Origin of the sequence: Pseudomonas syringae group sp. 247E2, from assembly GCF_032587795.1 — a bacterium.
GTDB classification, from domain to species: Bacteria; Pseudomonadota; Gammaproteobacteria; order Pseudomonadales; family Pseudomonadaceae; genus Aquipseudomonas; species Aquipseudomonas amygdali.
The window spans coordinates 150,396-175,108 of sequence record NZ_JAWHPK010000011.1 but is presented as its reverse complement, the minus strand read 5'-3'; the positions used below and the strand labels follow the sequence as shown (position 1 = coordinate 175,108).

The window sequence follows — 24,713 nt, the reverse complement described above, 5'->3', positions numbered from 1 at the left end:
CATCAAGGTTTCGAGCGCTGCTTCATGTCTTTGAAGCGCTGCATGATGTCGATCACCAGCGAGTTGACGGCAAGAATCTTCATGGCTCGTGTGACAGCGACGTATAGAAGGTTCAGCTCATCGTCGCGTTTGCCTGCGTCGATGTCAGGTGAAAGCGGATCCGCAGAAAAGTCGTCATAAAGTCCAACGAAGTCCCACTCCAGACCTTTGGCTCTGTGCGCGGTGGTAAGGGTCACGGTTGCATCGAGCTCCGACGTGACAGATGCAGCACGCAGCTGCTCGATGCGTTGGGGCAGATCTGCATAGTTTTCGATGATTTTGATCGACCGCAGCATCTCAGGATCCTGCGTGGCCTTCGCGATCACGACATACTGGTCGTAATCGGCATAGTCGGTCAGCAATTTGCGCTGTTGGACCTGGTCATTCATATGCCGGCTGAAATAGAACAGGTCCTCCAGATCGCGCAAGGAATAGCTGTCGATCCCTCCGATCCACTGCATGCGGTGGTTTTGGTTGACCAGGCGCAGCGCGTTCTCGATCACACCGCTCACAGTACGGTGCAGGTAGGTGCGGTGAGGGAGGTCGTCCGGTAAGGCTCGTTTCACCAACGTCGGCTGTCCCAGGCCTTGCAGGGGGATCTTTTCACCCTTGAAGGAAAGGATGACGTTGGCCACGTAGGCAACTGCCGGTCCAAATCTGAAGCTCTGAGTCAGGAAGTGTTTCTCTGCGTCCTTCATCGCCGGGCTGTTTAAAGCATCCACAGCGCCTCTGAACCGATACAGCTGCTGATGCCGATCACCTACAGTGACTTGAGTTATTGTTTGGATCTGGACCAGGTTCGCGATGACCGGGTTCACGTCCTGCCCTTCGTCGAGCAAAATCGCACCGAAACGCTGGCTCAGATCTGGCTGGCTCATCTGGTACAGCTTCAGATAGCCATCGTGCGTCATGGGGACTGAGCGATCGTTGATATCGACCATCTTCTCCCAAACGCCTCTGGTCAGGTTGAGCGCTTTACTCATGTACTGCTGCTGGACCGAGGTCAGTCTGCGGTTGCTCTGGAATCGCACAAAGTGGTCTTCCAGCAGCTCCAGATCTTTGCTGGCCATGAAAGCATTGAGGGTCGAAACGATGTCTTTGGCCAGCTCCCAATCCTGGGTATTGATCGTCCTCGCGATGTCGGTCAAACGCAGATTGCCAGCCTGCTTGTGTTTGTACTGGCTGCCATAGACAGCGTAGGCAAGGCCGTGAGCTGTTTTGCAGGTCACGTTGCGTGGAAAACGGTTCTTTGCCGCGATCTCAACGGCTTTGTTGTAGCAGAGGTACAGCATTTTGACCGACGAATTATGCGTGGCGTAACCGACGAGTGTCGTTGTCTTCCCGGTACCGGCAAATGCCTGGACCAGTAGCTTCTTCGCGAAGGAGTGAATAGCTGGCAGTTGTTCTTCTGTCCATTGCATGGAGGGCACCTAAAGGTATTTTTTGAAGCTGGACGCCGTAATGCTGACCGCCAGGCCGAGCAGTGCTGCGCATGGCAGGAGCACCAACAATGGGCTCACGCTGAATGGCAGAGCCAGGTAGAGGCTCCAGGGGATGATCACCAGCGGCACCATCGTTGCTCGAGCTTTGTGATATAGGTAGCTGGACTCGCGGCCGGCACCGAACCGCCGCAAGTCTCTGCGTACCAGTCCGTCCACAAAACCAACAAACGCCGTCATCACAAATAACGGGATTGCGAGGGTCAGGATCACCAGGCGCACGCAAAACACCAGTGTCGTGTAGAGCGCCGCAAGGCCGTAATCCTGAAACTTGCTGACTCCCACGCCGAGCATGTAGCGCATATCGAAACCGCGTGATCGTTGTCCTGTCGCAGCATAATCAGAGGTGTGTTGAACCCAGTCCTGAAGCCCGGTCTTGACCACCAGCCAGTCATATGTGGTTTGAACCAGCCATGTCGCCGTTCGGCCTGGCTCTTGAACAACCACACTCTGCAGGAACCCCTTGGAGAGCCAGCTGAGTTCATGATCGAGCATTGCACGAGCATGCTGCCAACCGGCCTCCGGCCAGAAAAAGTACATGCAGATCCATTCGACGATGATGGCTCCCCCCAGAGAGAGGAACATCACTGCCGCGAATCGGAAGGGCAGGGTGAAAAGAGATCCTATGAACGACTGTTCGTGGTCTTGTTGCTGTTTCGCGCGATCGGCAACGTCAGCCATATCAGATGCCCCCTTGCCGATCGCTCAACCCGCCGAGAGTCATGCCGCATCCTCAGGTGCAGCACCGATTTTTTTGAAGTCGTCGAGCAGATCTGCAGGCAGCGACTCGTTGAGCGTCTGATAACCAGGCGCTGACCACCAGCCAGTGTCGTCGACCTTGCCCACCTGATACGTCTGACGCATGCTTTCCGCCAAGGCCTGCAGATCTGCCGGCATCACCTCATCAGGATCATGCCCGGGCAAAGGCATTCTTATTTTCCACAGATTGCCGCCCTCCATGAGAGCAAAGCATTGGCCCTTGGGGAGGCCGACGACATGCGCTGGCTCAATCATTGGCACGCTGACCTGCTGAACTTGGTCATGACTGGAGGACGTGAACGCGGTACTGCCCGTTGCACTGTCATTCGCCGAGCTGGCCGGGGTGGATGTGAAAACCTGAACCTTAGGCAACTGGTTTGTCAGCAGCTCGGCGGTGGACGTTTCGCGGACGCGCAGCATGAACACGTTGTTGAAGTTACCGATCACCTGGCCAGCCTTGGCCTTGTTGCCGATCTTCGCTTCGATATCGCTCATTGTCTGGGTGTAGGCAGTCACCTGCATGCCGGCACCACCACCCTTGTTGATCATCGGAATGAATTCCTCACCCATCAGCTCGTTGAACTCATCGGCATGGAGGTTGATAGGCACTTTGGTGCCAGGGACGCCGCCCGGTAGTCCGTCGTCGACACCGAACTTGTAGATATGGCCAGCGACCGAGACCAGGTCGGAGAACATAGAGTTGCCGACGGCAGCGGCGACCTCTGTGTCCGACAAGGCGTCCAGGCCGATATAAACCACGGCCTTTTTGCGGACCACCTGCATCCAGTCAAAGATCGGTCGAGGATCGTTCACGTCCTGATAGTCCGGCGAGATCAGTTCCGCCATGCGGCCTGTTGTCAGCTTCTCAAGCAGTGGCAGCAGCGAGGCGACGATCTTGTCGAAATAGGTCTTGTCGTAGCGGACCGCGCTGCGCAGTCCATCCATCACTGGATCTGCCACGCGCGTCTGAGACAGGTATTGATCGATGGCCACCACGCGGAACGGCCGACCCTTCATGTTGAACGGTACGTTTTTGTCGTTGAGCTTGCCCTCAATGGCGACGATCGCCTCCCAGGCCTTTGGATCAGATTCATCAAAGTATTTAGAGGCATACTCCTGGAAAATCCCTTCGATGTTGATCACGTGCTGCTGGATCTGGAGGTAGTCAGGTCGGCGGCCCAGTGCGACCAGGGCTCTTGCGATGATGTTCACGAAACGCCAGGCGAATTCACGGAATGCTGCCGAGTTTCCTTCGCCGGAGAGTTGGCCAGCGATCCGGGTGGCCACCTCCGAAATCCGACCAAAACGTCCTACGGCGTTGTAGCGTGCCGAGTGATCCGGCCAGCCCAGGTGGAACACATAGAATTCATTCAGGCGTCCGGCGCGTTTGGCTTCGAGATACATGCGCTTGAGCAGATCGGCGTCGCCCTTCGGGTCGAAGACGATAACGACTTCATGCTGGCCGTGTTTTTTACGCCGAATGTCCTGAGTGATGAACAATTCAGCCAGGCGCGTTTTTCCGACACGGGTAGTGCCCAGGACAATTGAATGGCCTACTCGCTCACCCAAAGGGAGAGAGACGTTCTCCTCGTATGGCTCGATGCCGTGCAGCCTTGGCAAACCGCCGACGGGGGGCAGAGGTCGCACAGGATTGATGGGCACGTCCCATGATGTGGCTCTGGCCAGAAGCCGGACCGGGTATGGGGCGAACTCAGCTCTTTCCTCAAAACGACGCGCTGCGCGGAAAAGGGGGGTAGCTTCAACGTAGCTGGCGTACTTCGGCAGGTAAGTGTCCATCAGCCGCTGGGTATGGCGCTGCTGCCAGCGAAAGCCAAGACCGATGAAGAGACGTTGATTGCTGACCGGCACTTCTTTACTGGTCATCGTGTAATGAGGCAGTCGACGGATGTTTCGGCGATAGCGCAGCACCTGCCATGCTTGTTTCAGACGCATTAAACCCAAAGCGAGAAAGCCCGCGGAGGTCACGATGCCGAACAGCGGAGTAAGCGCAAACGCCCAGGGAGCGAACACGCACAGGAATGCACCTGCAGCGCACACGTACACGGTGTACAGCTCTACGGCGGGTCTGAGCAGTGATTCAATGGCGTAATCGTGAGCCATAATCCGACCTCCTATTGCTCGATGGCGGTTGGGGTGATCAACACCGGATAGTGATTCAGGCCGAGTCGTTGAGAAAGCTCGTCACCTGATGCGGGGGACACGAGCGCGTCGGGCAACCAACTCCTGACTACGGCAAGTCGTTCTTGTGTGGCCACGTTGACCACCAGTCCTACGGCCTGCATCTGCTTCAGCACCGCACCGCGTTCTTGTAGCCATCGGCGTGATGTTTCATCGTCACCGATCAGGAACAAAGGCTGCAGGCCTGGCGCGTTGATGATTCGGCCCTGAACTGTCCCCGGAGTCATTCGAGTGGTGCGTACCGGCAAGCCCTGTGCTGCTACAGGATCCAGTTGCGAGGTCAGGTCATTTGAGACAGAAGAGGACGGCTCGGGATTGAGAGATCGATAGTAAGGCAGCGCTGAGTCACCACCTTTGTCTTCAACCACGGTGAGCTCTGCAGCTTGGCAGATCATAAATGGCAGGCAGAGCGCTGCGCCGAGGATCACTGATCGGGTCATGGATTGGTCACCAGCATTTGGATGCCGGTTACCCGGCTGAGATGTTTGGCAAAGGCCTTGCGGTAATTGGCGGCTGGAGCGCCGCCGGCAGGCCGGTGATAGCGTCCGGCTACGGTGATCCAGTCACCGCCAAGCGCGCGCAGTTCGGCGAGCATCTGGGCAGCTACATCGAGGTTCTTGTAGGGATTGAGCGCGTCGCACGGATTGCTTGATTTAAATCTCTGGCCGTTCCAGCCCATGTTGACCTGACCTAATCCGACGTCGACCCGCTTGGGACCCGCCTGCGCGAGTGCGATGATAAGTGCGGTGCAGGCATCGGCACGGGTTGCAAAACGATAACTTGCGCCGGCAACGTTCAGCGTCCAAGGCCACGGGACCAGTTGGCCCCGCAGTGGCGTCCCGCTTTCCTGCAGTGCCACCGAGTAGAGCACTTCCGACGGAATGTTCGCGGCGTGAGCAGCCAGTTGATAAGCCGGCGGCGGAAGCTCGGCTGCACGGCTTGTCAACGCGAAGCACAGCAGGGCAAGGCCTGCCCACGTCACTGACGCAGCCATTGCCCATTCACCTCTCGCACAACGGCCGGTAACTCGCCACCCAAGCTCAGGCCAAGCCAACGTCCACCGTCATGGTTGAGTGTGATTTGTCGGGTTCTGACATTCGCAGGGTCGATCCCCGAGACAATCGCCCAGTTACGAATTCGCTCATCGTCGTTCTGGCTACCCACCATGTACACGTCAAACGGCTGCTTCTGAGCTTGAAGGGCCTTAACCCGAACGGAGCACTCCGGGCAATCGTCCTTGACGAACACTGCCAATCGGCCATTGCCCTGGTTAGCAGGGCTCGCGGTCCCCCCCTGGGACGCCGAACTGGCGATGGGCATCAGATTGGGATAGAGGCGTTTGAAGGCATCGTCATATGCGCGTTGATACGCCAATTCTTTTGCCGTGCGCTGCGCCTCGGCTTTGACCTGGAGCTCTGCATACCGCCGGCGCTCTTCATCATTGCGGGCTTCGATACCCAATGCAGTTAGCGGATCCAGCCCGGGGGAATACACACCTCGTGAACTCTGCATCAGCGTTTGATAGCGCTGCCATTCCTGAGGACTGAGGTTCCAGTCTCGTGCCAGCATCTCGTCGCTCGATTGCGATTGGCTGTCCAGCAAAGCGCTCTGCTGCTCTCTACTGGTGGACTGCGCTGAACTATTGCTGGCGGCGTTGGCCATGCCAGTTGCTGAGAGCAGGATCACTCCCGTCAGTGTGAACATTCGCAAGGTGTAAATGGACATGTGAACCTCTAAGGGCGCAGGGGCAGTATGCGGGTGGAGCCGTTGATGCTGAACAGGGCGCGCGAGTCATCCAGGCTGTTGAGCTGCCAGTTGCTCCCCGCGACCACGTCGCCCGGGCGTACCAAGTTCAATTGACTCAGTTGAGTGCTGCCAGGCGGGGCAACTGACAAGAAACGTTCGCCCCCGCGATACTCCACACCCACGACCGAAAACGGTGGAGGAGCCTCCGGAACTTTGGTTTGTGCTGTTGATTTGCGGGAGGGGGGTGGAGTCTTTGGCTTGGCTGCCGTGATTTGAACAGATGCTGGTTTAGCCGCACGCAGGTCTTGGAGTTTCACCTGCAGCTCCTCGATCCGAGCCCCCATGACCACAACCTCTTCCATTGTGGCACCCTGCTGGGCAGCCTCCTTCGCCGCCTCCTGCACCTGCTTCAGGAGGGCTTGAACGGCATCGATGCGGTTGGACAAAGCCTGCTGGCCGGCTCTGAAATCATCGATGGTCACGGACTTCATCTGGCTGGCGGCATCGAGCCGGTCATCCACGCCATTGATGCGTTGGGTGATGGCGTTGACGGTTTCCAGGTTTGCAGCGGACTCAAAGCCGGCATTGAGGTGGAAAATCTGCCACTGCTGGTAGACCAACATGCCGATCAGCACGATCAGGGTCAGTATTTGCAGGATGGCAGCGCGGGAAAGAGAAGGGCGCAGTGGCAGTTTCATGAAGGACCTCACTCAAGATGTGAGGCAGGTTCGCAAAAGCGATCATCAGAATCAGTACCAAACCGTTTTTGGATTGCGTTGGGTTTCCGAGAGAGAAATTCTCCTCCTGGGAATTCGCGAACATTCTCAGGGATAACCTCAGGATTTCGGGCTGATCTACGAGGGTACTCAACCGGTCAAGGAGGTAAGTCTTCTTGCGCAAAAGTTTGTTAGGATGATATCGTACGATACAGCGCTACGCTCCACGCCTTCCGGGCTGCTGAATCCAATACGTTGGACACCGGCCTGGTCATCGACTGATGAATGCGTTGCCAATAGCTGGGAAAGCACCAGAAACGTATTCGTTTCAGAGCAGCAATCCTTTCTATTGACGCTGAGGGTGGAATAAGCGATAGGCTGCAGGAAAGGGGAATCAATTAATTGATTCCCCTTTTTTTTCGATCAAAAAAAGTCGTTCATGAACATGTTCAGGTGAGACGTTTTAGTGACCTCACGGGTCTCATTATGGCAATTCACAAATGCTCCCTTAACCGATGGGTTTCGCCCCGACCCGCGATTCACGTTGAAGTGCCTGAGAGGATCATCCACTTTCCTGCCGAACCTGAATCTGCCGTTGAGGTCACAAGACTTAGTGTGAGGTTCACCTGTTTGGAACTGTGAGTGATGTTCTTTCCCGTATAAAAAATGCTTATCATCATCATCTATAAAGAAATGTGTTCGATCCTTGTTTTTACGCCTGGGTTTCCGTCTCTTTCTGCGGATGTCTGTCAGTAGAATCTCTACCTCTTTGATAAAGGTGTCACTGTGTGTTTCACAACGTATCTTGTCGAGTAGTTGGCGCCATTCATCAGCATCAAAGTTCAGGGCTGGCAGGATCGAGACAAGGTAATTTTCGCCCCTTGCATTGAGCTGCTTGAAGGCACTGAAGTGATTTAGGAGCCGAGACAGATGATGTTTTAGAAATGGCGCAGGATTCTCAACTCGTTGGGGAATTTCCAGTCTATAGCTGAAAAGCGCCGTTGGAGTGAAGTCGATTTTAGTCGCGCAAGCGTGATCCGCAATTACGAGTAGAGCGTCATTGCAAGCTGATTTTGCGTGAAAATAGTCTTCTAGTGTGTCCCAATGCCCAACCTCTGGAGTACCCAACTCAAGTTTTATTGCTGTTTCACTGAGGTTAGCGGGAAGGGCGACGCCATTGCGGAGCTTTATGAATTCCTTTCGAAGAAAGTCGTTCGTGGTTGCCAGCGCAATGAAAACGTTCATGGCATGCGGTGCAATTTTGCCAGCACAGAGACTGGGATATTGAGGTTTACTAGATCCTGATCATCTAGCTTGCTAAGGATGTCGAGTAACCGGACTGCGTGGCTGTCACCGGTGTACTTCTGCTTTTGCTTTACAGCATCCTCCTCTTGCGGAAAATCGTAAGACTCTTCGGCGGGAATAAGCCCAATCTTCGCGCGGTGCTGCGGGTGAGTGACAACTTTGAGGTGGCCTTGTTCGGCTAAGGTGCTTACAAAGGCCTTCAATGAAGTATTTCCAAGGATGGACTTATAGTCTGCTATTCCCTTCTCGGACAGAGAGCTGGGTAGGTTGCTCAGCAACAACGGGCTGCTGTAGGCCGCCCAAAAATCCCGAGTCGCGTGGATCAGCGTGTCTTTGAGTTGTTCGTTGTTCATCGTAGGTCCCTCCAAATGAGGGCACATATTCTCCTTGAAGGATGCTTAAGGCAAGTGGCCATGTGGCATGCGCTTCAAGATAAAGACTAGAGTAAGCGTCTGTTTACATGACTCGAACCCCATGGCCTGCGGCGCTGGGGGCAGGAAGTGTGTTGCTTGGAGGCACCCGAAGGATATAAAAATGGCCACCCGAAGGTGGCCATGTTCAAGCGTTGATGAGTTGTCTGGCGAGTGCCATCTCTACGGAATCACCATCCTGGTTCAGTGAATCCAATCCAGACTCTGGAACATCCCCTGAAGTGCTCTGCGATACGGCGATCTTCTTGGCCATCAGTTGCAGGCAGGTAATCTGAGAACTGCCGATGTAGCCGAAAAAGATCACCCGGACGTCCTGCTTCTGTCCGATCCTCCATGAGCGCCTTGCCGCCTGTTGCACCGTGTAGACGTTGTAACCCGTCTGCATGAACGCAATGGTCGGAAAGTCCAGCAGGTCCAGACCTGTTTTTACGAGCTCCGGGTTGGTGATCAGTACGTCGACGCCTCGATCAACCTGGTCAAGGATCCAGTCCTCGCGCCTGGCGGTGTCCACCGATGCACGCAGCACTGCCACCTTCAGTCCCGATTGCTCGAGCACCCGCTTCATGCGGCTCGTGGTGTCTCTGGTACCCGTGTAAACCGAGTAGGCTAGAACCTTGCGGTTCCGGGCTTTTTCAGCAAGACATAGGTCCAGAAGGGCCTGTTCCTTCGGCATGAGCTCGTCATCATCGAAGACCGACGGCACGAAAGCCAACGTGTCTCTGGATCGAGGATGTTTCACCACCTCAGGTCGAAAGCAGCAGTCCGGCCATGCCAACAGCACGTTCAACACCACCCCTAACAGCGTCGTATCTCTACGAGCCAGCGCCTGCCGAAGCTCGGCGGTCAATGTCTGGGCAAGCTTACGGTGAGCCGCCTCCTGGTCTGGAGACATCGGTACGTCAATGAACTCCTCCCGGTAACCAGGTAGCACGTTGCCGCCGATATCCTTGAGTTTCAGGAACACAGTGAAGGGTAGAACGAAGCGGTGAATGCCTTTCGGGCCGAACCCCGGAGCCTTGACCGTCCGCACTGAGAGTTTCTTACCTTTGGCAGTCTTGTGAGAACTGCCATCACGCTCGGTGTAGATATCCTTCAATACCCCGTGATCCCGCATAAAAGACATCGCCGCCGGCGCCATGCTTCCTCGCGCGTTGGGCTGATAGCCGTCCTCGATCATACGTCTGGTGAGGATTCGGAACAGGAGGTAGAACAGATCGTCTGCATACCCGCCCATCAGAGTGCCGGTCAGCAGCACAGTCTTTCGTGCTTTGGCTGCGAGCACGCCCATAGCCTGACCTTGTGCCGATCCACTGTTTTTGTACTCGTGCCCCTCGTCCACGACCAGTAGGTCGAAGCACCCATAAGGTAGGTAGCGCTTGATGAACTCGGTGGGTTGGTAACCCCCTTCGCCGAACCCGAACTCGATGTTCGCCATCGCACGCTCCATGCGCTTGGCCTGGCGGTCGCTGAAGATGAAGTTGCCTTTGGCGTCCATCAGGTTGATGAACTCAGAGACATTGTCCAGGAGCATCGAGGCGAGAAAGTCTTCGCCGAAGTCAGATAGAAGCCGTTCTGCACGAACAGGTCCGATTGTAGGGATGCGGCACATCGACTTTAGGATCGTGTTACGGCGGCTGCCGCCATCCGATTTGCCCGGGCGCATCAGCGTCCATAAAGCGGCATCACAGTGTTCGCAGCGTCGACGTCGCTCTTCACGCTGAAATTCCTCAGCGGTGATCAGATTGCCTTCCTGGTCCTGGAGCAGACGCCCACAATCTGGACACGCTGCCAGGCTCCTTCCACCGCCGGCACGTCGCTGCCAAAAGGCCAGACGCCAGTGGAACCCCATCCGCATCCGCACACGGCCGAGAATAAAGAACTCCTGACGTCCGTCGTAGGTATCACCCAGTTGATCGCGCAGCTTCAGCAGCTTGACCAGGGTATCCGGTCCGTTGAGCACCCAGACGCGAGCGTCTGGGATGGTTTCGAGGATTTCGCGCCGCCACTTGTAGACCAGGTGCGGAGGCGCGATGACCATCGTCCTGCGATAACCAGCTCCATGCATGACTGCAGCGAGAGCGATGGCCATCATTGTTTTGCCTGTCCCCATCTCGGCATTGATGATGCCAGCCTGCTCATTCTGATCGAGCAAAAGCGCGGCAATTGCCTGGACCACTTGAGCCTGGGCAGGGAAGGGCTGTCGTTTGAGGCCGTCCAGCACCCACTGCCGAGCCGGATTGTCGATGCCGGCGTAAACCGGTGGGTTGGAGCGGTTGAGTGACTCCAGGAGTTCGTCGCCAAACTCTTCGATAAACTCAGTGAGCCCGATGTTCAAAGTTGGCACACAAGGGTGGCCTGCAGGCGCAGCCAAAGGCAGGTCGTTCATGATGTTTCTCCACTATTGGGTTAAACAGGGCATGCACGACACCACCAAGGGTATTGTTCATACCCTGAGGTGCGGTTAGATGATTGAAAGGTGTTGGTAAAGTTTCTTAGTAGTCAGATGGCAACATGACTGTTGTTGCTGAGCGATCAGACTCGGTAATGATCCAGAGTCTGGTCTCATCCTCTGCGTCGATGTCATACCCGGAAAACAATCGGCCATCAGCACTCAGTGCTTGCTGGTTGCTGTCCCAGTCGTCGTTCGAAATCTCGCCCCAATCGCCCGTCGCGTGACGCCGCAGGTACTGCCTCACGTCGAGAGAGCTATTTTGAAGCAGACTTTGAACGCTGTGCGTGACCATCACACGGCCCAGTTCAATTGAAGCGTTCTGACTACTTGCAGCAGTGTTTGAGGTGGTTTCGTGTGTAGCTGGTGTTGTCGCATCCGAGCTGATGGTCAGTGCGTACCCTAGATAGGATGAGCCTGGCGTCATATCCCATGCCCGAATCCTGGGCACAAAACGATCAGTCAAGATCCGTGTCTCAAACACGTTGCCGTCCTCGTCCTCAGTGAATTCGGTCTTGGGAACCTTATCCTTGTAAGTGTCGCCCTTGAGCACCAGGACACGCCCGGAACGAGAGGTCACTACACCAGTTATGGCTCCAGCAGCGAGTGCCAGTGCCAAGTGCCACCGTGAAAGTGCCTTCACCGGGGCCCGCGGTTGAGCGCCAGTCTGGCCAAAGTGCAGCGTAAAATCAGGCCATAGGCCTCTCAGACGAAGAACCTCTTCACTGAATTGCTCGCGTTCAAGAGTGATTCGGTAGAAGTGTTCCAGGTCATTAGCGATCGGTAGGACAGCGTATTGCTCCCATGGCCAAGTGGCCGGTAGCAGATCAGCAGCTTCTTCCCCGGATCCGATTGCCCGCAGATACTCACGCATCGCCGCCAGTTCCCGGGATCTTGCCAGATCCTGACGCCGTACCCTGATTCCGAATATCACGACCTGTTTGAACGTCCGGTCTACCGCGGCGCAGATCCGCAGCCCGGTAAAGTGATTGGTGAGCCAGCCACACAGCTCGTCGTCCAGCACGTAGTGAGGAACGATGAATACCATCACCCCTCCGTACTGAAGCAACGGCAGTGACCGTTGGTAAAATGCCTTCTCCAGCCTTTTGCGGCCGCTACCCTGGTACTGTGAAGCGCCAGAGTGATCAGCGACCAGATCCCCGTAAGGAGGGTTGAGCCAGAGCAGTCCGAAGGACTGTCGAGAGATCATGGTGTCCATCAAGTCACCCTGCAGCACTCGGTCCAGCAACGTTTTCGAGTGATCAGCGCGCTCTTTGTCGTACTCAACCGCATACGTCTCTGTTCGGTCTCGCTCCAGCCGGTGTGCGACCTCAGCCAAAGCCACTCCTTCTCCCGAGCACGGATCAAGAATCCGCATCCGTCCCGAGGTCGCCGGCAACAATGCCTGCAGAGTGCGCTCCAGAGTCAGTTCGTCAGTCGGGTAATAGCCGTTGCGTGCAAAATTACGGGCAAGCCGTGAGAACATCAAAGCCATGGTTGGCTCCTTGGACTGGTGGGCGTGAACTACGCCGTAACTTCAGTGGTGAGCTTCCCTGCGCGAATGAGTTCGCCGAGAGCTTTTTCGAGCACGTCCAGCTGCAGCGACAAACGCCAGGCTGTCACCGAGCCAATAGCTCCCGGTAGCGGGTGCAACATGTTGTGCGCAGTAAGGACCTCCATCACCGGCTCACGCCAATGTGGAAGGAACGGAAGAGGGCAAGTGTCTACGATCAGCGGCCACAACCTATCGAACGGGTCTTGGGCTTGATTGATGAGCGCGTAAGCAGAATGGTTTGCTCTATCCGGCTGCGAGCAACGCTGATCGAACAGCCATAAGTGCAGCAGGCTGCCGAAGAGCGTTCCGCGAAGCTGGCGAGTGGTGCGTTTTTCCAACAGATCCGTATTAGGGAACACCGGGATGCGTTGGTCATTCATGACGATGTGGAACTGGTCCAGGCCGTTCTCGGTGGTACCGAGTGTGAGTCTGGCCAGAAACTCCTGCATGGCCGTGTCGCGGCCCCAGGCTGATAGAAATATCAGGTTTCGCTGCTCGTCACAGACGCACGCGTCGACGTACAGATCCGGGCATTCTTCGATGTGAAAGAGTTGAGTGCGGTTCGGCATTAGGTCCTCCAAAACACGAGGGGAACCGCCCTGAGGGGCGGTGATGCCCCTCGGGATTCAATGTGTTTAGCGGATAAATTCGGGTTTATCGATTGCCGCCCGAGTTTGTTCTTCTGTCTCGTACTGCCAGCGACCATCAACGAACGCATCGCGGTCGAAGTCGTAAACTTCAAACATGACGTTTTTGTCGCATGGGTTTAGATGGGTGCAATACAGCTCACCCTCTGAATTCAAACCGGCTGCCCAGTGAGCCCCCAGTTTGAGTCGGTAACCCGGTCGACTCTTCAGCAGCATCGTGTATATCTCTAGGATCTGATCGAAACTCAAAGGCTCAGCAGCCACGAGTTTTTTCTCAAGCGGATCGAAGGTTACGGTGTTTGTTTGATACAACGGGCTTTGCCCAGCAATGAATATCTCGCATCGGAAGCGCGGTCGCATTGCTATGGCCGCGTCTGCCTGTTCTACGGTCAAGTCAAGTTCGTCGACCAGAATGTTCCAGATTTCAGAGTCAGGCGCTTCTTCGTTGTTGGTGAGTTGATCCTCAATGATATCCAGGATCGCTTTCTTGATATTTATGAAAAGCGGATGCATGTGATGCTCCTTCAGTTAGTAATGAGGAGCACCCATGAGGGAGCCCTCAGGGGATGTAAAAGTAGAAAACGCTCAGTTCTGAGCAAGGTCAATAAGTGCTGAGATTCCAAATCTGCAGCTTGAAGTCAAGCTCATACCCGAGCTCGCCAAGGCGAACACATTGTTGCCGCAGACGCTTACGGTCTACAGTTGTGTCCAGCTTGACTGAACGTCCAATCGGCCAGATCGTGCCGAACAGCTCTGCATCAGCCTCATGTGCGGTGACCTGTTTCTCAGGCTCGGATCTCGACATCCCGAACGGTGCGTCACTGCCAGCAGAAACTGATCTTCTCGGAGTTGTTTGAATAGTCGGGCGAGGTTTGGTTGACGACGAGCCTCCCGAGGCTTCTTCGTCGAGTGGGTCAGTTTCGTTGTTGGACAGCCTCTCAGCCTCGTCTGCGCTCAGGTTGGCCACATCGTCCAAAGACATGCTGTCCAGCCTGGCGCGGACTTCTACCACTAATCTGCCGCCGTTTGTGTAGTAGGAGGGACGAATTTCGGTGATAACAAAATCACCTCGATATTTGCCCTCGTGGTACTGGTCCAGCAGCGCGTCCTTGATAACGAACTCACCGATGGACGTCGAAAGTCGCCCAACGTTGAAAGCGCCGTTGCGACCGCTGATGGTGCGTATGGCCAAATAGCCGGGCAGGTTGATCATGACTACTCCGGATTATCGGGCAGGCCACTAATATGGGAGCCCGAAAAAAAGCCCGAATATTCGGGCTTGTTCGTGGTTGCAGGTTGCTAACTGGGTCAGCAAAGATAGAGCGGCTTTTCATCCCTCAGCGAAATACACAGGTACGAATTACCGTGTACTGCATCAATGCGATGGAGTTTTAGCTCCAGCCATTCACGCCCTGAGCGGTCACCGTTAGGTGGGAAACGATAGATACCGAAGTCTATCTGGGTTTCATCGGGTTGCAGGTGGAGTTCACGATACGCTTCGAGTACGACTTCGCCTAGGCGAGTGCCGACTTCTGCAATATGTGATGGGGCTTCCAGGTGAACAGATTCATTCCATGCGGAAGGCGTCAGCACAACTGGCAATTTCAGCAAAGTGGATGGCAAGTGGTTTATGGCGGTGGACATAGTAGTTCTCCAGGTGCGGGTAACCACCTGGCCCGACCGGGTGGTGAATTACCCGGTCAGGTTGGTTTTCGTTCTTGAGAACGTTTGGTTAGAGTCTTTCTGTTACAGCGGATGGGCTATCAGGATATATATCTATCCCGCACCATTCCCGAAGAGTCCAGTAAGACCTGAGGATTGCAGCATCTTCAATATACGAGCTGTGGTCCGGTGTGAAATTCTCAACGTGGTCCAATAGGGCCAAGTCTTCGAGCTTGTCCAGGACATCCTCCCAATACAAACTGGAAAAGCGATCTGGAGGCGTATCTTTGTTCAAAACCTGTTGATAGATACTATCTTGAGTGTGTGCTTTTGAGATCAGCAAAGCGAGCTCAAGTCGCAAGGTAAGTCTATTAGTATTACTGTCCATAGGAGCTCCAATATAAGGGCCCCGGACCCTTAAGGGTGGGGGCCTTAAGGGTAAAGTAGAAGGTTTAGTGTCAAGAAGTGATCACCATACCTGTCATTGCAAGAAAAGTGGCGACCAGTCCTCCTGCGCCGATCTGTGTCAGTAGTTGAGCGGAGAGCTGTTGTCCAAATTCCAGAAAAAATATGCTTAGCACTGTAAGCACGAGTGTAGCGATAGCGAATTTCATGAAGTCGTTACCTACTATGTGGAGAAAAGAAAAGGCGCCTGCAGGGCGCCTTGAGGTTGTAAAAAATCTATCAAGCGGCTTGTTTCTCTCCTCGTCCTGCGCGAGCTGGTTTTGCTCGTGTTGGCTTAGGGGGAGTAGCAGCTGGAGTAGCCACATCAGTTGGTTCGCTGGAGGCAGACGCCTCGGATTGAACGACTGGGGTAGCTTCGGACTCTGAACTTTCAGAAGAGGCAGGTGCTTCTTCTTTCTGCGGAGCCTGATAGACGTATTCACCTTCAACTTTGATCCAGGCAAGGTACAAGAGACGGCCTTTGAGGCTGACACCTGCTTGGCCCTGCTTAGCACCACTGCTGTAAGTAAAAACATCAGCCCAGATATCGCCGATCCGGAAAGAGACAAGAACCTTCTTCTCGGCAGCAACAGCTTCCTGGCAACGGCGAATCAGCTTGTCAGCTTCAGCACCAACCACGTTGCAGTCAATGTAGGCGTACTCAGGTTTCTCAGATGTGCCTTTGAGGGCAGCTACTGTCACAGCCATGAAAGGAGCGCCCTTACGAGGCTTCACTTCACGAATGCGGTTGAGATAGCCAATGCCGACGGTGTGCAGGTCGAAGTATTTGGTTTCGTTGGTAGAATTGCTCATGATGTATCTCCAGTTTTGAGTGTTCAAAGCGGAGATACACTTCGCCCAAGGGGAAGGTATTCCCCGCATGGGTGGTAAAGCGAAATTTTACGACAATCAATGCATGAATCTGAACGCAGTAAGCATAACGCCTACAGCAGCAGTCAGCATGACGGCCATACGAATGGTGAGTTTCAGTTCGAGTCTAGACTCGAGAGTGTCGATGTCGGCTTTTGTCGCGAGTTGCGTTTGCATATCCGACTCCAGAGCATCGACGACTGCAGCGGCGCGGTCTTCCGGAACATCGATTGAAATCAATGCTTGGTACAGCGCAATACTGCTTTTCATGAAGGTCTCCTGCTGGGCACGAGACCAACCCTACGGGAAAGGTCCCGATGGGGTGAGAGAATCATTGTGCATCCATCAACCAGATAAACTGATCAACCGTTCGCGCTTCCGAATGCTTTGCGAACTGGGGGTTGGATTAATGCGAAAAACGCATCGTAGTCATGAAATCCAGACTACCTCGGGCATGTTGCTGACAACGTCAGCGGTACATGGCTTTAGAATCCTTTAAGGGCGATTCGTTTGTCAACCCTCCAAATGAAAAAAGCCCCTCAATACATGAGGGGCTTGCCAAGGGTGGGGAGTATTAGGCAATGAGCTGGTCCAAAGGACCCATCACAGGGGCCTTGACTGGTGGTTCAGCATCCTGCTTTTGGGATGTTTCAAGCGCCTTCGATGCGCGAGATTTCCGGGGTTTCTTTACGGGTTTGGCTTGAATTTCTTGCATGTGGTGATCATACCAGCCAGCAAGATCGACGTGTTTGCATCGAGCCAATGCCGGCAGGCGGTATTGTTCCCACTGTTCGTTGGACATCACAGGTTCAGGCATTGTCCTGACTTGCTGTGGTGCGACTTGCACTGGTTCAGGATTAGGCTTATGAGTGACTGCACGGATGCATTCACGCAATGCTGTACCAACCATAACGCCAAAACGAAAGCTTGCTGTACTCATGATGTTTCTCCAGGGAAAATTGCGGAGAACACCGCCCGAGAGGGGAGTGATTCCCCGCTGGGTGAGTGACGCGTTTAATGTGCATCCATCGGCGTTTGAAACACCGATCGTTCGCGCCTCCGGAAGCTTTGCGAACTTTAGGTTGGATCAATGCGTAGAACGCATCGTAGTCGTGAGATCCAGACTACCTTCGACGAATAGTTGATAACTCCAACGCCTTAATCCACAAAGTTTTGAGGAGGTTACGGATAGGTTTGCTTGCGTATAACATTTCTTGTTGACGCCATTGTTCATTCATAAGCTCCCATTCCTCATCACTCATCGCGAGGGCTGGATCACTTATTTCAAAGACTTCAGCATCAGTAAGGTCACAATCTTCAGGTCCATAGTGCTCATAAACCTCTGGCCCAGTGAACTCAAAACAACCGCATGGGCAGGTGTCTTCAGTAAGACCGTGACTGCAGATTCCATGGCTTCGATTAATTTCCCTTGCCGCCTTGATTTCTGACGGGGAAAGATAATCATAGTCCAAGCGTGCATAGGTAAACGCATCTGCTGCTTCAAGCGCCAGTTCGTCATCGCCGAAAGTCTCAATCATCTGAGAGCAGAAATGCTCAAAGACCATCGTTTCGTATGTCGGAAATTGACGGCATGCCTCGCCATAAAGCATATCAACGCGTTTCGTGATTTCAACATTCTGAGATGCTGAGTGCATAGCCGTGTGATTCGACATGGTCAGTCTCCGTTCAAATAGTAGAAAACGGAGAAACTTGTCCCTAAGGGAAAGTATTCCCCGAGGGCAGGTGAGTTGTATGACATGACTCAGCCAAGCCGAGTGCAGCGTTGCGGGCGATGTGAAATATGCATCCATCGGTAACCAATACCGATCGTTCGCGCCTCCGGAAGCTTTGCGAACTTTGGGCGGGATCAATGCGTGGGACGCATCGTAGTCGTGAGATCCTGACTACCCGGGCATGTTGCTGACAACGTCAGCGGTACATGTCTTGAGAATGTGAATTCTTTGAAGGCTTGTCAAGCACGAGCTGTCGGGTTTGGCCACGACCAGCGTGAGATGCTTGTGTCAGAGCTCTCTACGACAGTATCTTCCTTCTGCTTGACTTGGTTCGCAGGCAGCAACCACGGCATTTGTCGCATCAATCACGGACTGCAGTCGACGTGTGATCATTGGGATCTCATCATGCTCCAAGGCTCCCCCTACTCTCAGAATCGCAGCGAGTTCTAAGGCTGCCTGAGCCGCTTGGTTCTCAACTGTTTCTGGTCTTACTGGAGATTGCTTAGACGCAAGTTTAGTGATCATCCAGTCAAGCACTCCCTTCAGCACACTCATGTTAATTCCTAATATTGATGAACGCAAAATACAGCGTTCCTTACTGACTCAGCCCCGCAAAAGCGAGGCGTAATTAGAGCTTGTTTTATTCACGCGAAAGAACAACCTGTTAAAGGAATTTCACGCGAACAGACGCTTTATCTGGCTGGAGAAACAATGTTGTTCTAACGCTGACTCAATGGGAATCGTGCTGAGAGCTATCTCATTGAAGACGCTAGCTCTCAGCCGATGTGTACTTTGCAACAACTTGTAAAGTTTGCCACCTGTGAGCGCTAGCTCAGCGAGGATCCCTGGGCATTGATCGCACGCATTGCTACATCGACATCACCCGGCCCGTTGTCGTGGCTTGGGCCAGTTATCAAAAGGCACGCATTCGCGCACAAAGGGAACCCGTTTTTTCACCGGTGGGCGCCGGCAGCGAAAAGTGGCTACCTCGGAAGGTAACCTGGTCATCCAGCGTTGCGAGATGACCAGGTTACCTGCCGAGAGAGTCGGAAGCGTTTTTAAAAAAAAGTGGACCGCAACACCAGTGCGGCCCTGAGACGACTATGCATCGAACCTTCTGTGAACTCTGTGTGCCTATGAACCCGCTTTCACGAGTTAGACGGCTGCGTGTCTGCTACTGAACAGGGAGACACAGGGAGAATTCACAACAAGATCTGTACGCCCCTCCCGATGCTTTGCGTACTTTGGGGGAGGAGAATGAAGGCAAGGCCGACTTCTCCAGGGTGTCACTGATGACCGTCAGTGACCAGCGGGGTGGAACTGGTAGTAGCCCCATTGTGGCACATCATTTGTAACCCCGCTATCACCAGCCTCTCAGCTGCTCTTGACAGTAGCGGCTCGGGGCTTGGCTGACTTGCCAGGTGATTTTTTCTTCCCTGTACCAATGTTCACCGTACCTTTGCATTCGGGGTAGCGGGAACACGCCCAGAAAACGCCTGAGGATCCTTTACGCTGCGAGGTTTTCGCACTGCACAAAGGGCACTTGGGACCTTCGGGCACTTTGATCGACAAGGTGGTGCCTTTGTATTGTTCGACGAGCCTGGTGATCCAGCTCGATTGTCTGGCGATAAAATCATCGAGCGTCAAGGTGCCTTGCTCGATCATCGTAAGCGCTTGCTCCCATATCGCAGTTGTGCCGGGATCGGCCACAGCAGGAGGGACCGCATCAATTAGCGAGAATGCTGCTTCAGTTGCTCGCAGCGCGCTACCTTTCTTGATGAGTGACCCTCGGTCTATCAAGCCCTGAATCGTGCCTGCGCGAGTTGCTTCAGTACCAATACCGGTGGTTTCCTTGAGCTTTTGAGCCAGTCGTGGATCCTTCACCAGCTTGGCAATGGTTTTCATCGCTTTGATCAATGTACCTTCGGTGTAAGCCTTGGGCGGCTCAGTTTTCAGCGATTTGAGATGCAGGTCCTGAACGTCACACCGAGTGCCAATTTGCAGCACTGGCAGGATCTGAGAGCGGCCGCCACTGTCATCAGCCTCTTCTTCGGACGATGCAGAAAAAAGAACCTTCCAGCCTGGGACCACGATTCGCTTGCCCACTGCTTGCAGTAGAACGGCATTGCATTCGAAGGTGGCCACGGTCCGGTCGTACTCATGGGTAGGCAGGAACTGCGCAAGGAAGTGGGCGCGGATCAATTCATAGACCTTGCGTTCCTTCTCAGACATTGCTGAAAGGTTTGCAGGTTCAAGCGTGGGGATTATCCCGTGGTGGGGACCAGTGATTTTTTTGTCATTCCATGCCCGGGAACGTTGCTCCGGGTCGATCAGTTGCAGCGTTTTGCCGATGGATGGATCCGTTCGATTCAGAGCATCGAGGACCATCGGCACTTCGTCAAACATGCTCTCCGGCAGGTACCCGCAATCGGTCCTTGGGTAGGTCGTCGCCTTGTGAGTTTCGTAAAGTGACTGTGCTACGTCCAGCGTCTCTTGCACACCCATCCCAAACTTTGCAGAGCACACCTCCTGCAGGGTGCTCAGATCGAACGGGAGCGGAGCTGGATCCTTGCCACGCTTTGTATCAACAGAAACTGTTGAGGCAGCCTGACTACTTTTCAGCGCGGCCAGTGCAGCAGCTGCAGCAGCTTGATCAAGGCAACGGCCTTCCTCATCTACCACGTACTCATCGGCGACCCATTTCGCCAAGAACGATTGTCCTGCCGTCCAGAGCTGAACCTCGACACTCCAGAACGGTTTGGGTATGAAGTTCGAGATATCCCGGTCGCGGTCGACCACCAGGCGAAGGGTCGGTGTTTGGACACGGCCCACGGAGAGCACACCGGTGTACCCGGCCTGTCGGCCGAGCAGGGTGAATAGCCGCGAAAAATTCATACCGATGAGCCAGTCCGCTCTGGAGCGAGCGAGCGCCGAGAGGTACAACGGGTAGGTTTCTGAGCCTTGCTTGACGGTGTTGAGCGCTTGGCGGATGGATGCTTCATTGAGCGCAGACAGCCATAGCCTCTGAATCGGTCCTCGGTACCCACAATACTCGATCAGTTCGCGCGCGATCATCTCCCCCTCGCGGTCAGCGTCTGTCGCAATGACGAGCTCGGTAGCCTGCTTGAGAAGCTGCTTGACGATCTTGAACTGACTGGAGGTTTTCGGCTTTACGAGCACTTTCCATTCAACAGGCAGGATTGGAAGTGTATCCAGGCTCCAGTTTTTCAGGTGATCGCCATAGGCATCCGGTGGAGCCGTTTCCAGCAAGTGCCCAATTCCCCAGGTCACGGCCACACCATTGCCCTTGATGCAGCCGTCACCTCGTGTCTTGGCCCCGAGTACGGCGGCGATGTCTTTACCCTGGCTGGGCTTCTCGCACAGATACAAACGCATAAGGACTCCGATGAGGTCGTTTTACTCAAAGGAGAAACATTGCCTGCTTGAGAAGTTATGCGCCTTAGAAAACCCTATACTGGTCCAACAGGGTTATCTGAAGCGCCTCACGCGTCCACCGAATGCCGTCATTTATCCTATGATGTTGATTTGAACCTGCTCAGGTCTAACATGGTAGAATTTCGAAACCGCAAGCTTTGCATCCTCCAACGACATTGCCTTCCTTAAAACTCCGTCTAGGTCGAAGACCTCTGGAGGTTTACGAGATCTATTTAGAAAGGCGTCAAAGTCTGTCACTTGAGAAGATGTCAGTTCCGTACCTGGACGGTAAGTATCCAACAAGTAATTTACCTGCTCCTTGGATAATCCAACTGTCCCCCCTATTCTCAGAGTCCAGTCAATCATCTTTCCTTGCGATCGGTTTACTATCCTCCGGTCCCATCCTGTAACTTTGTAAAGTTCTGCGTCCCCATCTTTATTATATTCAACTACATATTGAATGCGAAGTGCATCCTCGTCCTGAATCTTTTCTGGAAGCTTCATCTCCCAATCTGGAACTGAAACAAATCCATAGGGGTACTCGTTCTTTTCATCATATTGGATAACGTAAACTCTTGGTCCAGTCATTGACGCAATTCCTTTTGATAGTGGCGATTTGATAATAGCAGTGAGATTCCTGATAGCAAGCCTGATGACTCTGCACTTTTGATGATCGGTAGGAGGTGCGCTTCGAGAGAACCTCCGATCCAAGCGAAAGCTAATTTAGGGTGATAAAATACGTTATCACCAATTATTGCCGTTTATCCGATCTGCGTACGCCGATAGCTTAGCGCGTTGCTTTGGTGACTGGGATGACCATCAGTGATCGTAGCTGTGCCAACAGAGAGATAGATATGCATGAACTGACGAAAACCGCCCAGAACGATCAGCGCAGGCTGACGTCAGTCGAATTTCAGACACTGGCCCGGGTGCCGGCCGCAGTCGAGTGGTTTGCCAACCTCGACAACCCTCGCACACGACGCGCCTACCAAAATGACTTAGAAGACTTCTGCGGATTTGTCGGTTTGGCTTCGGCCGATGAGTTTCGTGTGGTGACCCGATCGCACGTTCTGGCCTGGCGTGCCCAGCTAGAACATCGCGGCTTAGCGGGAGCGACGATCCGGCGCAAATTGGCCGCGCTGGCCAGCCTTTTTGATCATCTCCTGGAAAGCAATGCAATCGCCGGCGGCAATCCCGTGCACGGAGTAAAACGGCCGAAGATTGAAAGCAACGAAGGCAAGACTCCGGCATTGGGCGATCACCAGGCCAAAGCGCTGCTCGAAGCCCCGGATGAAACGACGCTCAAAGGGCAACGCGACCGGGCGCTATTGGCTGTTCTTCTTTATCACGGGCTACGCCGCGAAGAAGCGGCGCTGCTGCAGGTGAGCGACATTCAGGAGCGCCGCGGTATTCAGCATCTGAAGGTTCACGGCAAGGGCGGCAAGGTGCGATACCTCCCGTTGCACCCGATCGCAGCCGGGCGTATTCATCAGTACCTGGAAAACTCAGAGCATCATCTGGCCGAACGGAAGGTGCCACTGTTCATGCCGCTGCGAGGTAAATTGACCGGCGCCGGTATCACGGCAAACGGCATCTATGCCGTCGTCACGGCCTACGCGAAAAAGGCCGGGATTGAGGTCGACGGCCTTGGGGTTCATGGACTCCGAGCAACGGCAGCCACCAACGCCTTGGAGCATGAAGCCGATATCGCCAAGGTCCAGGCCTGGCTGGGTCATGCCAACATCAGCACGACCAAGATCTACGATCGGCGGGAGAACCGGCCGGAGGATTCACCCACCTATAAAGTGAAGTATTAATTGAAGTGATCGAGGCCTAAGCGGCAGCTCACCCACGCGCACTGCCGAGGATGTGGTGCAACGCTGCCCATGGATGATGACCTTCCACATCGCTGGCTGGACAGGTGTCGGCATGTAGAAAGGGGCTTTCGCTGTCTTCCAGCGCTTGGCTTTCCATGCAGCCAGTGCATACAGCACGTCCGGCAACGATCGACCATCGACCGTTCCATTCCTCAACACCTCGTTCAGTCTCCACTGTTTCGACTCCTCAGCGTACGTTTGTTAGATGCTGAAGGTAGCGCTGTGCGGGCCGGTTTGATACGCCCAAAACCATACCCTTGTTTGAGTTGTAAGCCATGCGCACCAACCAATAAAGCGACGCCTGTTGGTCGGCTTATTAACGGCAGCTTTCGGCCATAAGCAGACCTTCGCCCGCATATTTACGATGCCCTACCGTTCTAATTGGCGTTGCCTCAGAATATCGGTCCACTAGCGGCTGGATGGAACCACCATGCGCATCGTCACAGACTCCCGGCCAAACGAAATCCTCAGGCTGGCGTTACGGGAATACGTCCAAGGTGTACCGTACCTCGGCCCCATTTTTCGTTGAAATGATCCATCAAAGATTTATGAGGCGCGGCGGCTGTATGTTGGCGAAAATATCAGGTGTGTATTCTTCTGGTTTGCGCCACTGACAAAGCCAGTGGCGTAAGCCAGCCTATTAATTATTTGACGTTACGGCTTGGCAACGTGCCAGACTTGGTTGACGCCGTCACCGGTTGTATCCCCTGGCTTGGTATCTTTGACCCAGCTGTAAAGTGGCATGCCTTTGTATGCCCATTGTTTTGTGCCATCGTCTCGAGTGATGACAGAGTAATCATGACCCGCTTTCGCGTCTGCGGATACCGGTAGAGGTGGCCAGTTTGAAGCGCATGGCCCATTGCAGACCGACTTGCCCGAGGTGTCCTTACCGAAGGTATAAAGAGTCATACCTTTTGCGTCTACGAGTACTTTTCCCTTGTCCGTTTCAGCAAGCTTGACTGGCGCATCGGCGAGCGCCAAACCCGACATGCAGCTGGCGGCAACAGCGACGGTGAGAATCATCTTTTTGAACATATGTATTTCCTTTGGTCATTTTTAATTTTTAGAAGACCCACCTGCCTCTGAAACGGCAAGCGATCAGACAATAGACGAGCCACAAACAGGTTAATTCGACTCCATAGAAAAAACGTCCCGATATCATTTTTTGCTGGAATGCTGGGCTCTCCCCCCCCCGGACCCTGTGCCTTCCTCAATTGAGCAAAGCGACGCTCACGGTCAAGCATCATTGGCTCATCTCAATGAGCGACGGCGATCCATCATCCAGGACTCATCATTTTCACTCATTATTATTCACTTGGTCGTGGAGTATCAGCAGGCCCCCATGAA

Annotated in this window: 26 protein-coding genes; 1 reads left to right on the top strand and 25 read right to left on the bottom strand. The window is 54.2% G+C overall.

Translation table 11 applies throughout. From position 1 onward, the window contains the following. Positions 1-2: 2 nt before the first annotated feature. From RYC18_RS13910 to RYC18_RS13800, 23 genes are all read right to left on the bottom strand, one after another. Entirely contained in the window at positions 3-1,460 is a 1,458-nt protein-coding gene (locus RYC18_RS13910; protein WP_083181163.1) for a UvrD-helicase domain-containing protein, read from the bottom strand. A gap of 9 nt (positions 1,461-1,469) precedes the next feature. Further along, a complete protein-coding gene (locus RYC18_RS13905; protein WP_003425101.1) occupies positions 1,470-2,219 on the bottom strand; it encodes a TIGR03747 family integrating conjugative element membrane protein in 750 nt (249 codons plus the stop codon). Positions 2,220-2,258: 39 nt separating this feature from the next. Further along, positions 2,259-4,418, bottom strand: coding sequence for a type IV conjugative transfer system coupling protein TraD (gene traD, locus RYC18_RS13900; RefSeq protein ID WP_087677435.1), 2,160 nt, complete (start codon positions 4,416-4,418; stop codon positions 2,259-2,261). Positions 4,419-4,429: 11 nt separating this feature from the next. Continuing rightward, positions 4,430-4,936 carry an integrating conjugative element protein gene (locus tag RYC18_RS13895; RefSeq protein ID WP_003435734.1) on the bottom strand — a complete coding sequence of 169 codons (507 nt, stop codon included), beginning with the start codon at positions 4,934-4,936 and terminating at the stop codon, positions 4,430-4,432. Beyond that, a complete protein-coding gene (locus tag RYC18_RS13890) occupies positions 4,933-5,490 on the bottom strand; it encodes a transglycosylase SLT domain-containing protein (RefSeq protein ID WP_074952376.1) in 558 nt (185 codons plus the stop codon). Before RYC18_RS13890 ends, RYC18_RS13895 begins: the two co-directional genes overlap by 4 nt. Continuing rightward, positions 5,475-6,221, bottom strand: a complete 747-nt coding sequence (locus RYC18_RS13885; RefSeq protein WP_016567472.1) for a TIGR03759 family integrating conjugative element protein — start codon at positions 6,219-6,221, stop codon at positions 5,475-5,477. The genes RYC18_RS13890 and RYC18_RS13885 overlap by 16 nt, the downstream gene beginning before the upstream one ends. A gap of 8 nt (positions 6,222-6,229) precedes the next feature. Then, positions 6,230-6,940, bottom strand: coding sequence for a hypothetical protein (locus RYC18_RS13880; RefSeq protein ID WP_029572125.1), 711 nt, complete (start codon positions 6,938-6,940; stop codon positions 6,230-6,232). 441 nt (positions 6,941-7,381) lie between these two features. Further along, a complete protein-coding gene (locus RYC18_RS13875) occupies positions 7,382-8,203 on the bottom strand; it encodes a hypothetical protein (protein ID WP_316886286.1) in 822 nt (273 codons plus the stop codon). Further along, on the bottom strand, positions 8,200-8,616 hold the full coding sequence (locus RYC18_RS13870; RefSeq protein ID WP_229621099.1) for a hypothetical protein: 417 nt from the start codon (positions 8,614-8,616) through the stop codon (positions 8,200-8,202). The genes RYC18_RS13875 and RYC18_RS13870 overlap by 4 nt, the downstream gene beginning before the upstream one ends. A 205-nt stretch (positions 8,617-8,821) precedes the next feature. Beyond that, complete coding sequence (locus RYC18_RS13865; protein ID WP_016567474.1) at positions 8,822-11,080, bottom strand: DEAD/DEAH box helicase; 2,259 nt, start codon at positions 11,078-11,080, stop codon at positions 8,822-8,824. Positions 11,081-11,186: 106 nt separating this feature from the next. Further along, positions 11,187-12,638, bottom strand: coding sequence for a DUF6094 domain-containing protein (locus tag RYC18_RS13860; RefSeq protein WP_003425086.1), 1,452 nt, complete (start codon positions 12,636-12,638; stop codon positions 11,187-11,189). Positions 12,639-12,667: 29 nt separating this feature from the next. Then, complete coding sequence (locus RYC18_RS13855) at positions 12,668-13,267, bottom strand: hypothetical protein (protein WP_029573114.1); 600 nt, start codon at positions 13,265-13,267, stop codon at positions 12,668-12,670. 66 nt (positions 13,268-13,333) lie between these two features. Continuing rightward, positions 13,334-13,858, bottom strand: a complete 525-nt coding sequence (locus tag RYC18_RS13850) for a hypothetical protein (protein WP_003425083.1) — start codon at positions 13,856-13,858, stop codon at positions 13,334-13,336. A gap of 88 nt (positions 13,859-13,946) precedes the next feature. Beyond that, positions 13,947-14,558, bottom strand: a complete 612-nt coding sequence (locus RYC18_RS13845) for a DUF3275 family protein (RefSeq protein ID WP_003317516.1) — start codon at positions 14,556-14,558, stop codon at positions 13,947-13,949. A gap of 95 nt (positions 14,559-14,653) precedes the next feature. Continuing rightward, positions 14,654-14,989: a hypothetical protein gene (locus tag RYC18_RS13840; RefSeq protein WP_054991125.1), complete on the bottom strand. Its 336-nt coding sequence runs from the start codon at positions 14,987-14,989 to the stop codon at positions 14,654-14,656. A 476-nt stretch (positions 14,990-15,465) separates the two neighbouring features. Then, a complete protein-coding gene (locus RYC18_RS13835) occupies positions 15,466-15,621 on the bottom strand; it encodes a hypothetical protein (protein ID WP_003317518.1) in 156 nt (51 codons plus the stop codon). Positions 15,622-15,691: 70 nt separating this feature from the next. Next, complete coding sequence (locus RYC18_RS13830) at positions 15,692-16,264, bottom strand: STY4534 family ICE replication protein (protein WP_004409789.1); 573 nt, start codon at positions 16,262-16,264, stop codon at positions 15,692-15,694. Between the two features lie 96 nt (positions 16,265-16,360). Beyond that, a complete protein-coding gene (locus tag RYC18_RS13825; RefSeq protein ID WP_003425076.1) occupies positions 16,361-16,591 on the bottom strand; it encodes a hypothetical protein in 231 nt (76 codons plus the stop codon). 304 nt (positions 16,592-16,895) lie between these two features. Then, on the bottom strand, positions 16,896-17,138 hold the full coding sequence (locus tag RYC18_RS13820) for a hypothetical protein (RefSeq protein ID WP_003317521.1): 243 nt from the start codon (positions 17,136-17,138) through the stop codon (positions 16,896-16,898). A 307-nt stretch (positions 17,139-17,445) separates the two neighbouring features. Beyond that, positions 17,446-17,994 carry a regulator gene (locus RYC18_RS13815; RefSeq protein WP_087677437.1) on the bottom strand — a complete coding sequence of 183 codons (549 nt, stop codon included), beginning with the start codon at positions 17,992-17,994 and terminating at the stop codon, positions 17,446-17,448. 348 nt (positions 17,995-18,342) lie between these two features. Beyond that, positions 18,343-18,609 (bottom strand): hypothetical protein, encoded by a 267-nt coding sequence (locus RYC18_RS13810; RefSeq protein WP_017699420.1) that lies wholly within the window; start codon positions 18,607-18,609, stop codon positions 18,343-18,345. An 819-nt stretch (positions 18,610-19,428) separates the two neighbouring features. Beyond that, positions 19,429-21,450: a DNA topoisomerase III gene (locus RYC18_RS13805; protein ID WP_003425069.1), complete on the bottom strand. Its 2,022-nt coding sequence runs from the start codon at positions 21,448-21,450 to the stop codon at positions 19,429-19,431. A gap of 132 nt (positions 21,451-21,582) precedes the next feature. Continuing rightward, positions 21,583-22,077, bottom strand: a complete 495-nt coding sequence (locus RYC18_RS13800) for a hypothetical protein (RefSeq protein ID WP_003425067.1) — start codon at positions 22,075-22,077, stop codon at positions 21,583-21,585. 266 nt (positions 22,078-22,343) lie between these two features. On the opposite strand from RYC18_RS13800, the gene RYC18_RS13795 reads away from it, so the two are divergent. Further along, a complete protein-coding gene (locus tag RYC18_RS13795; RefSeq protein WP_029571625.1) occupies positions 22,344-23,306 on the top strand; it encodes a tyrosine-type recombinase/integrase in 963 nt (320 codons plus the stop codon). Between the two features lie 28 nt (positions 23,307-23,334). Here the strand turns inward: RYC18_RS13795 and RYC18_RS13790 are convergent, their stop codons facing one another. Together RYC18_RS13790 and RYC18_RS13785 are read right to left on the bottom strand one after the other, a co-directional pair. Continuing rightward, the gene (locus RYC18_RS13790; RefSeq protein WP_074996485.1) at positions 23,335-23,541 is read right to left on the bottom strand and encodes a hypothetical protein; all 207 of its coding nucleotides are present in this window, start codon (positions 23,539-23,541) and stop codon (positions 23,335-23,337) included. A gap of 479 nt (positions 23,542-24,020) precedes the next feature. Continuing rightward, complete coding sequence (locus RYC18_RS13785; RefSeq protein ID WP_003317528.1) at positions 24,021-24,401, bottom strand: hypothetical protein; 381 nt, start codon at positions 24,399-24,401, stop codon at positions 24,021-24,023. Between the last annotated feature and the right edge of the window lie 312 nt (positions 24,402-24,713).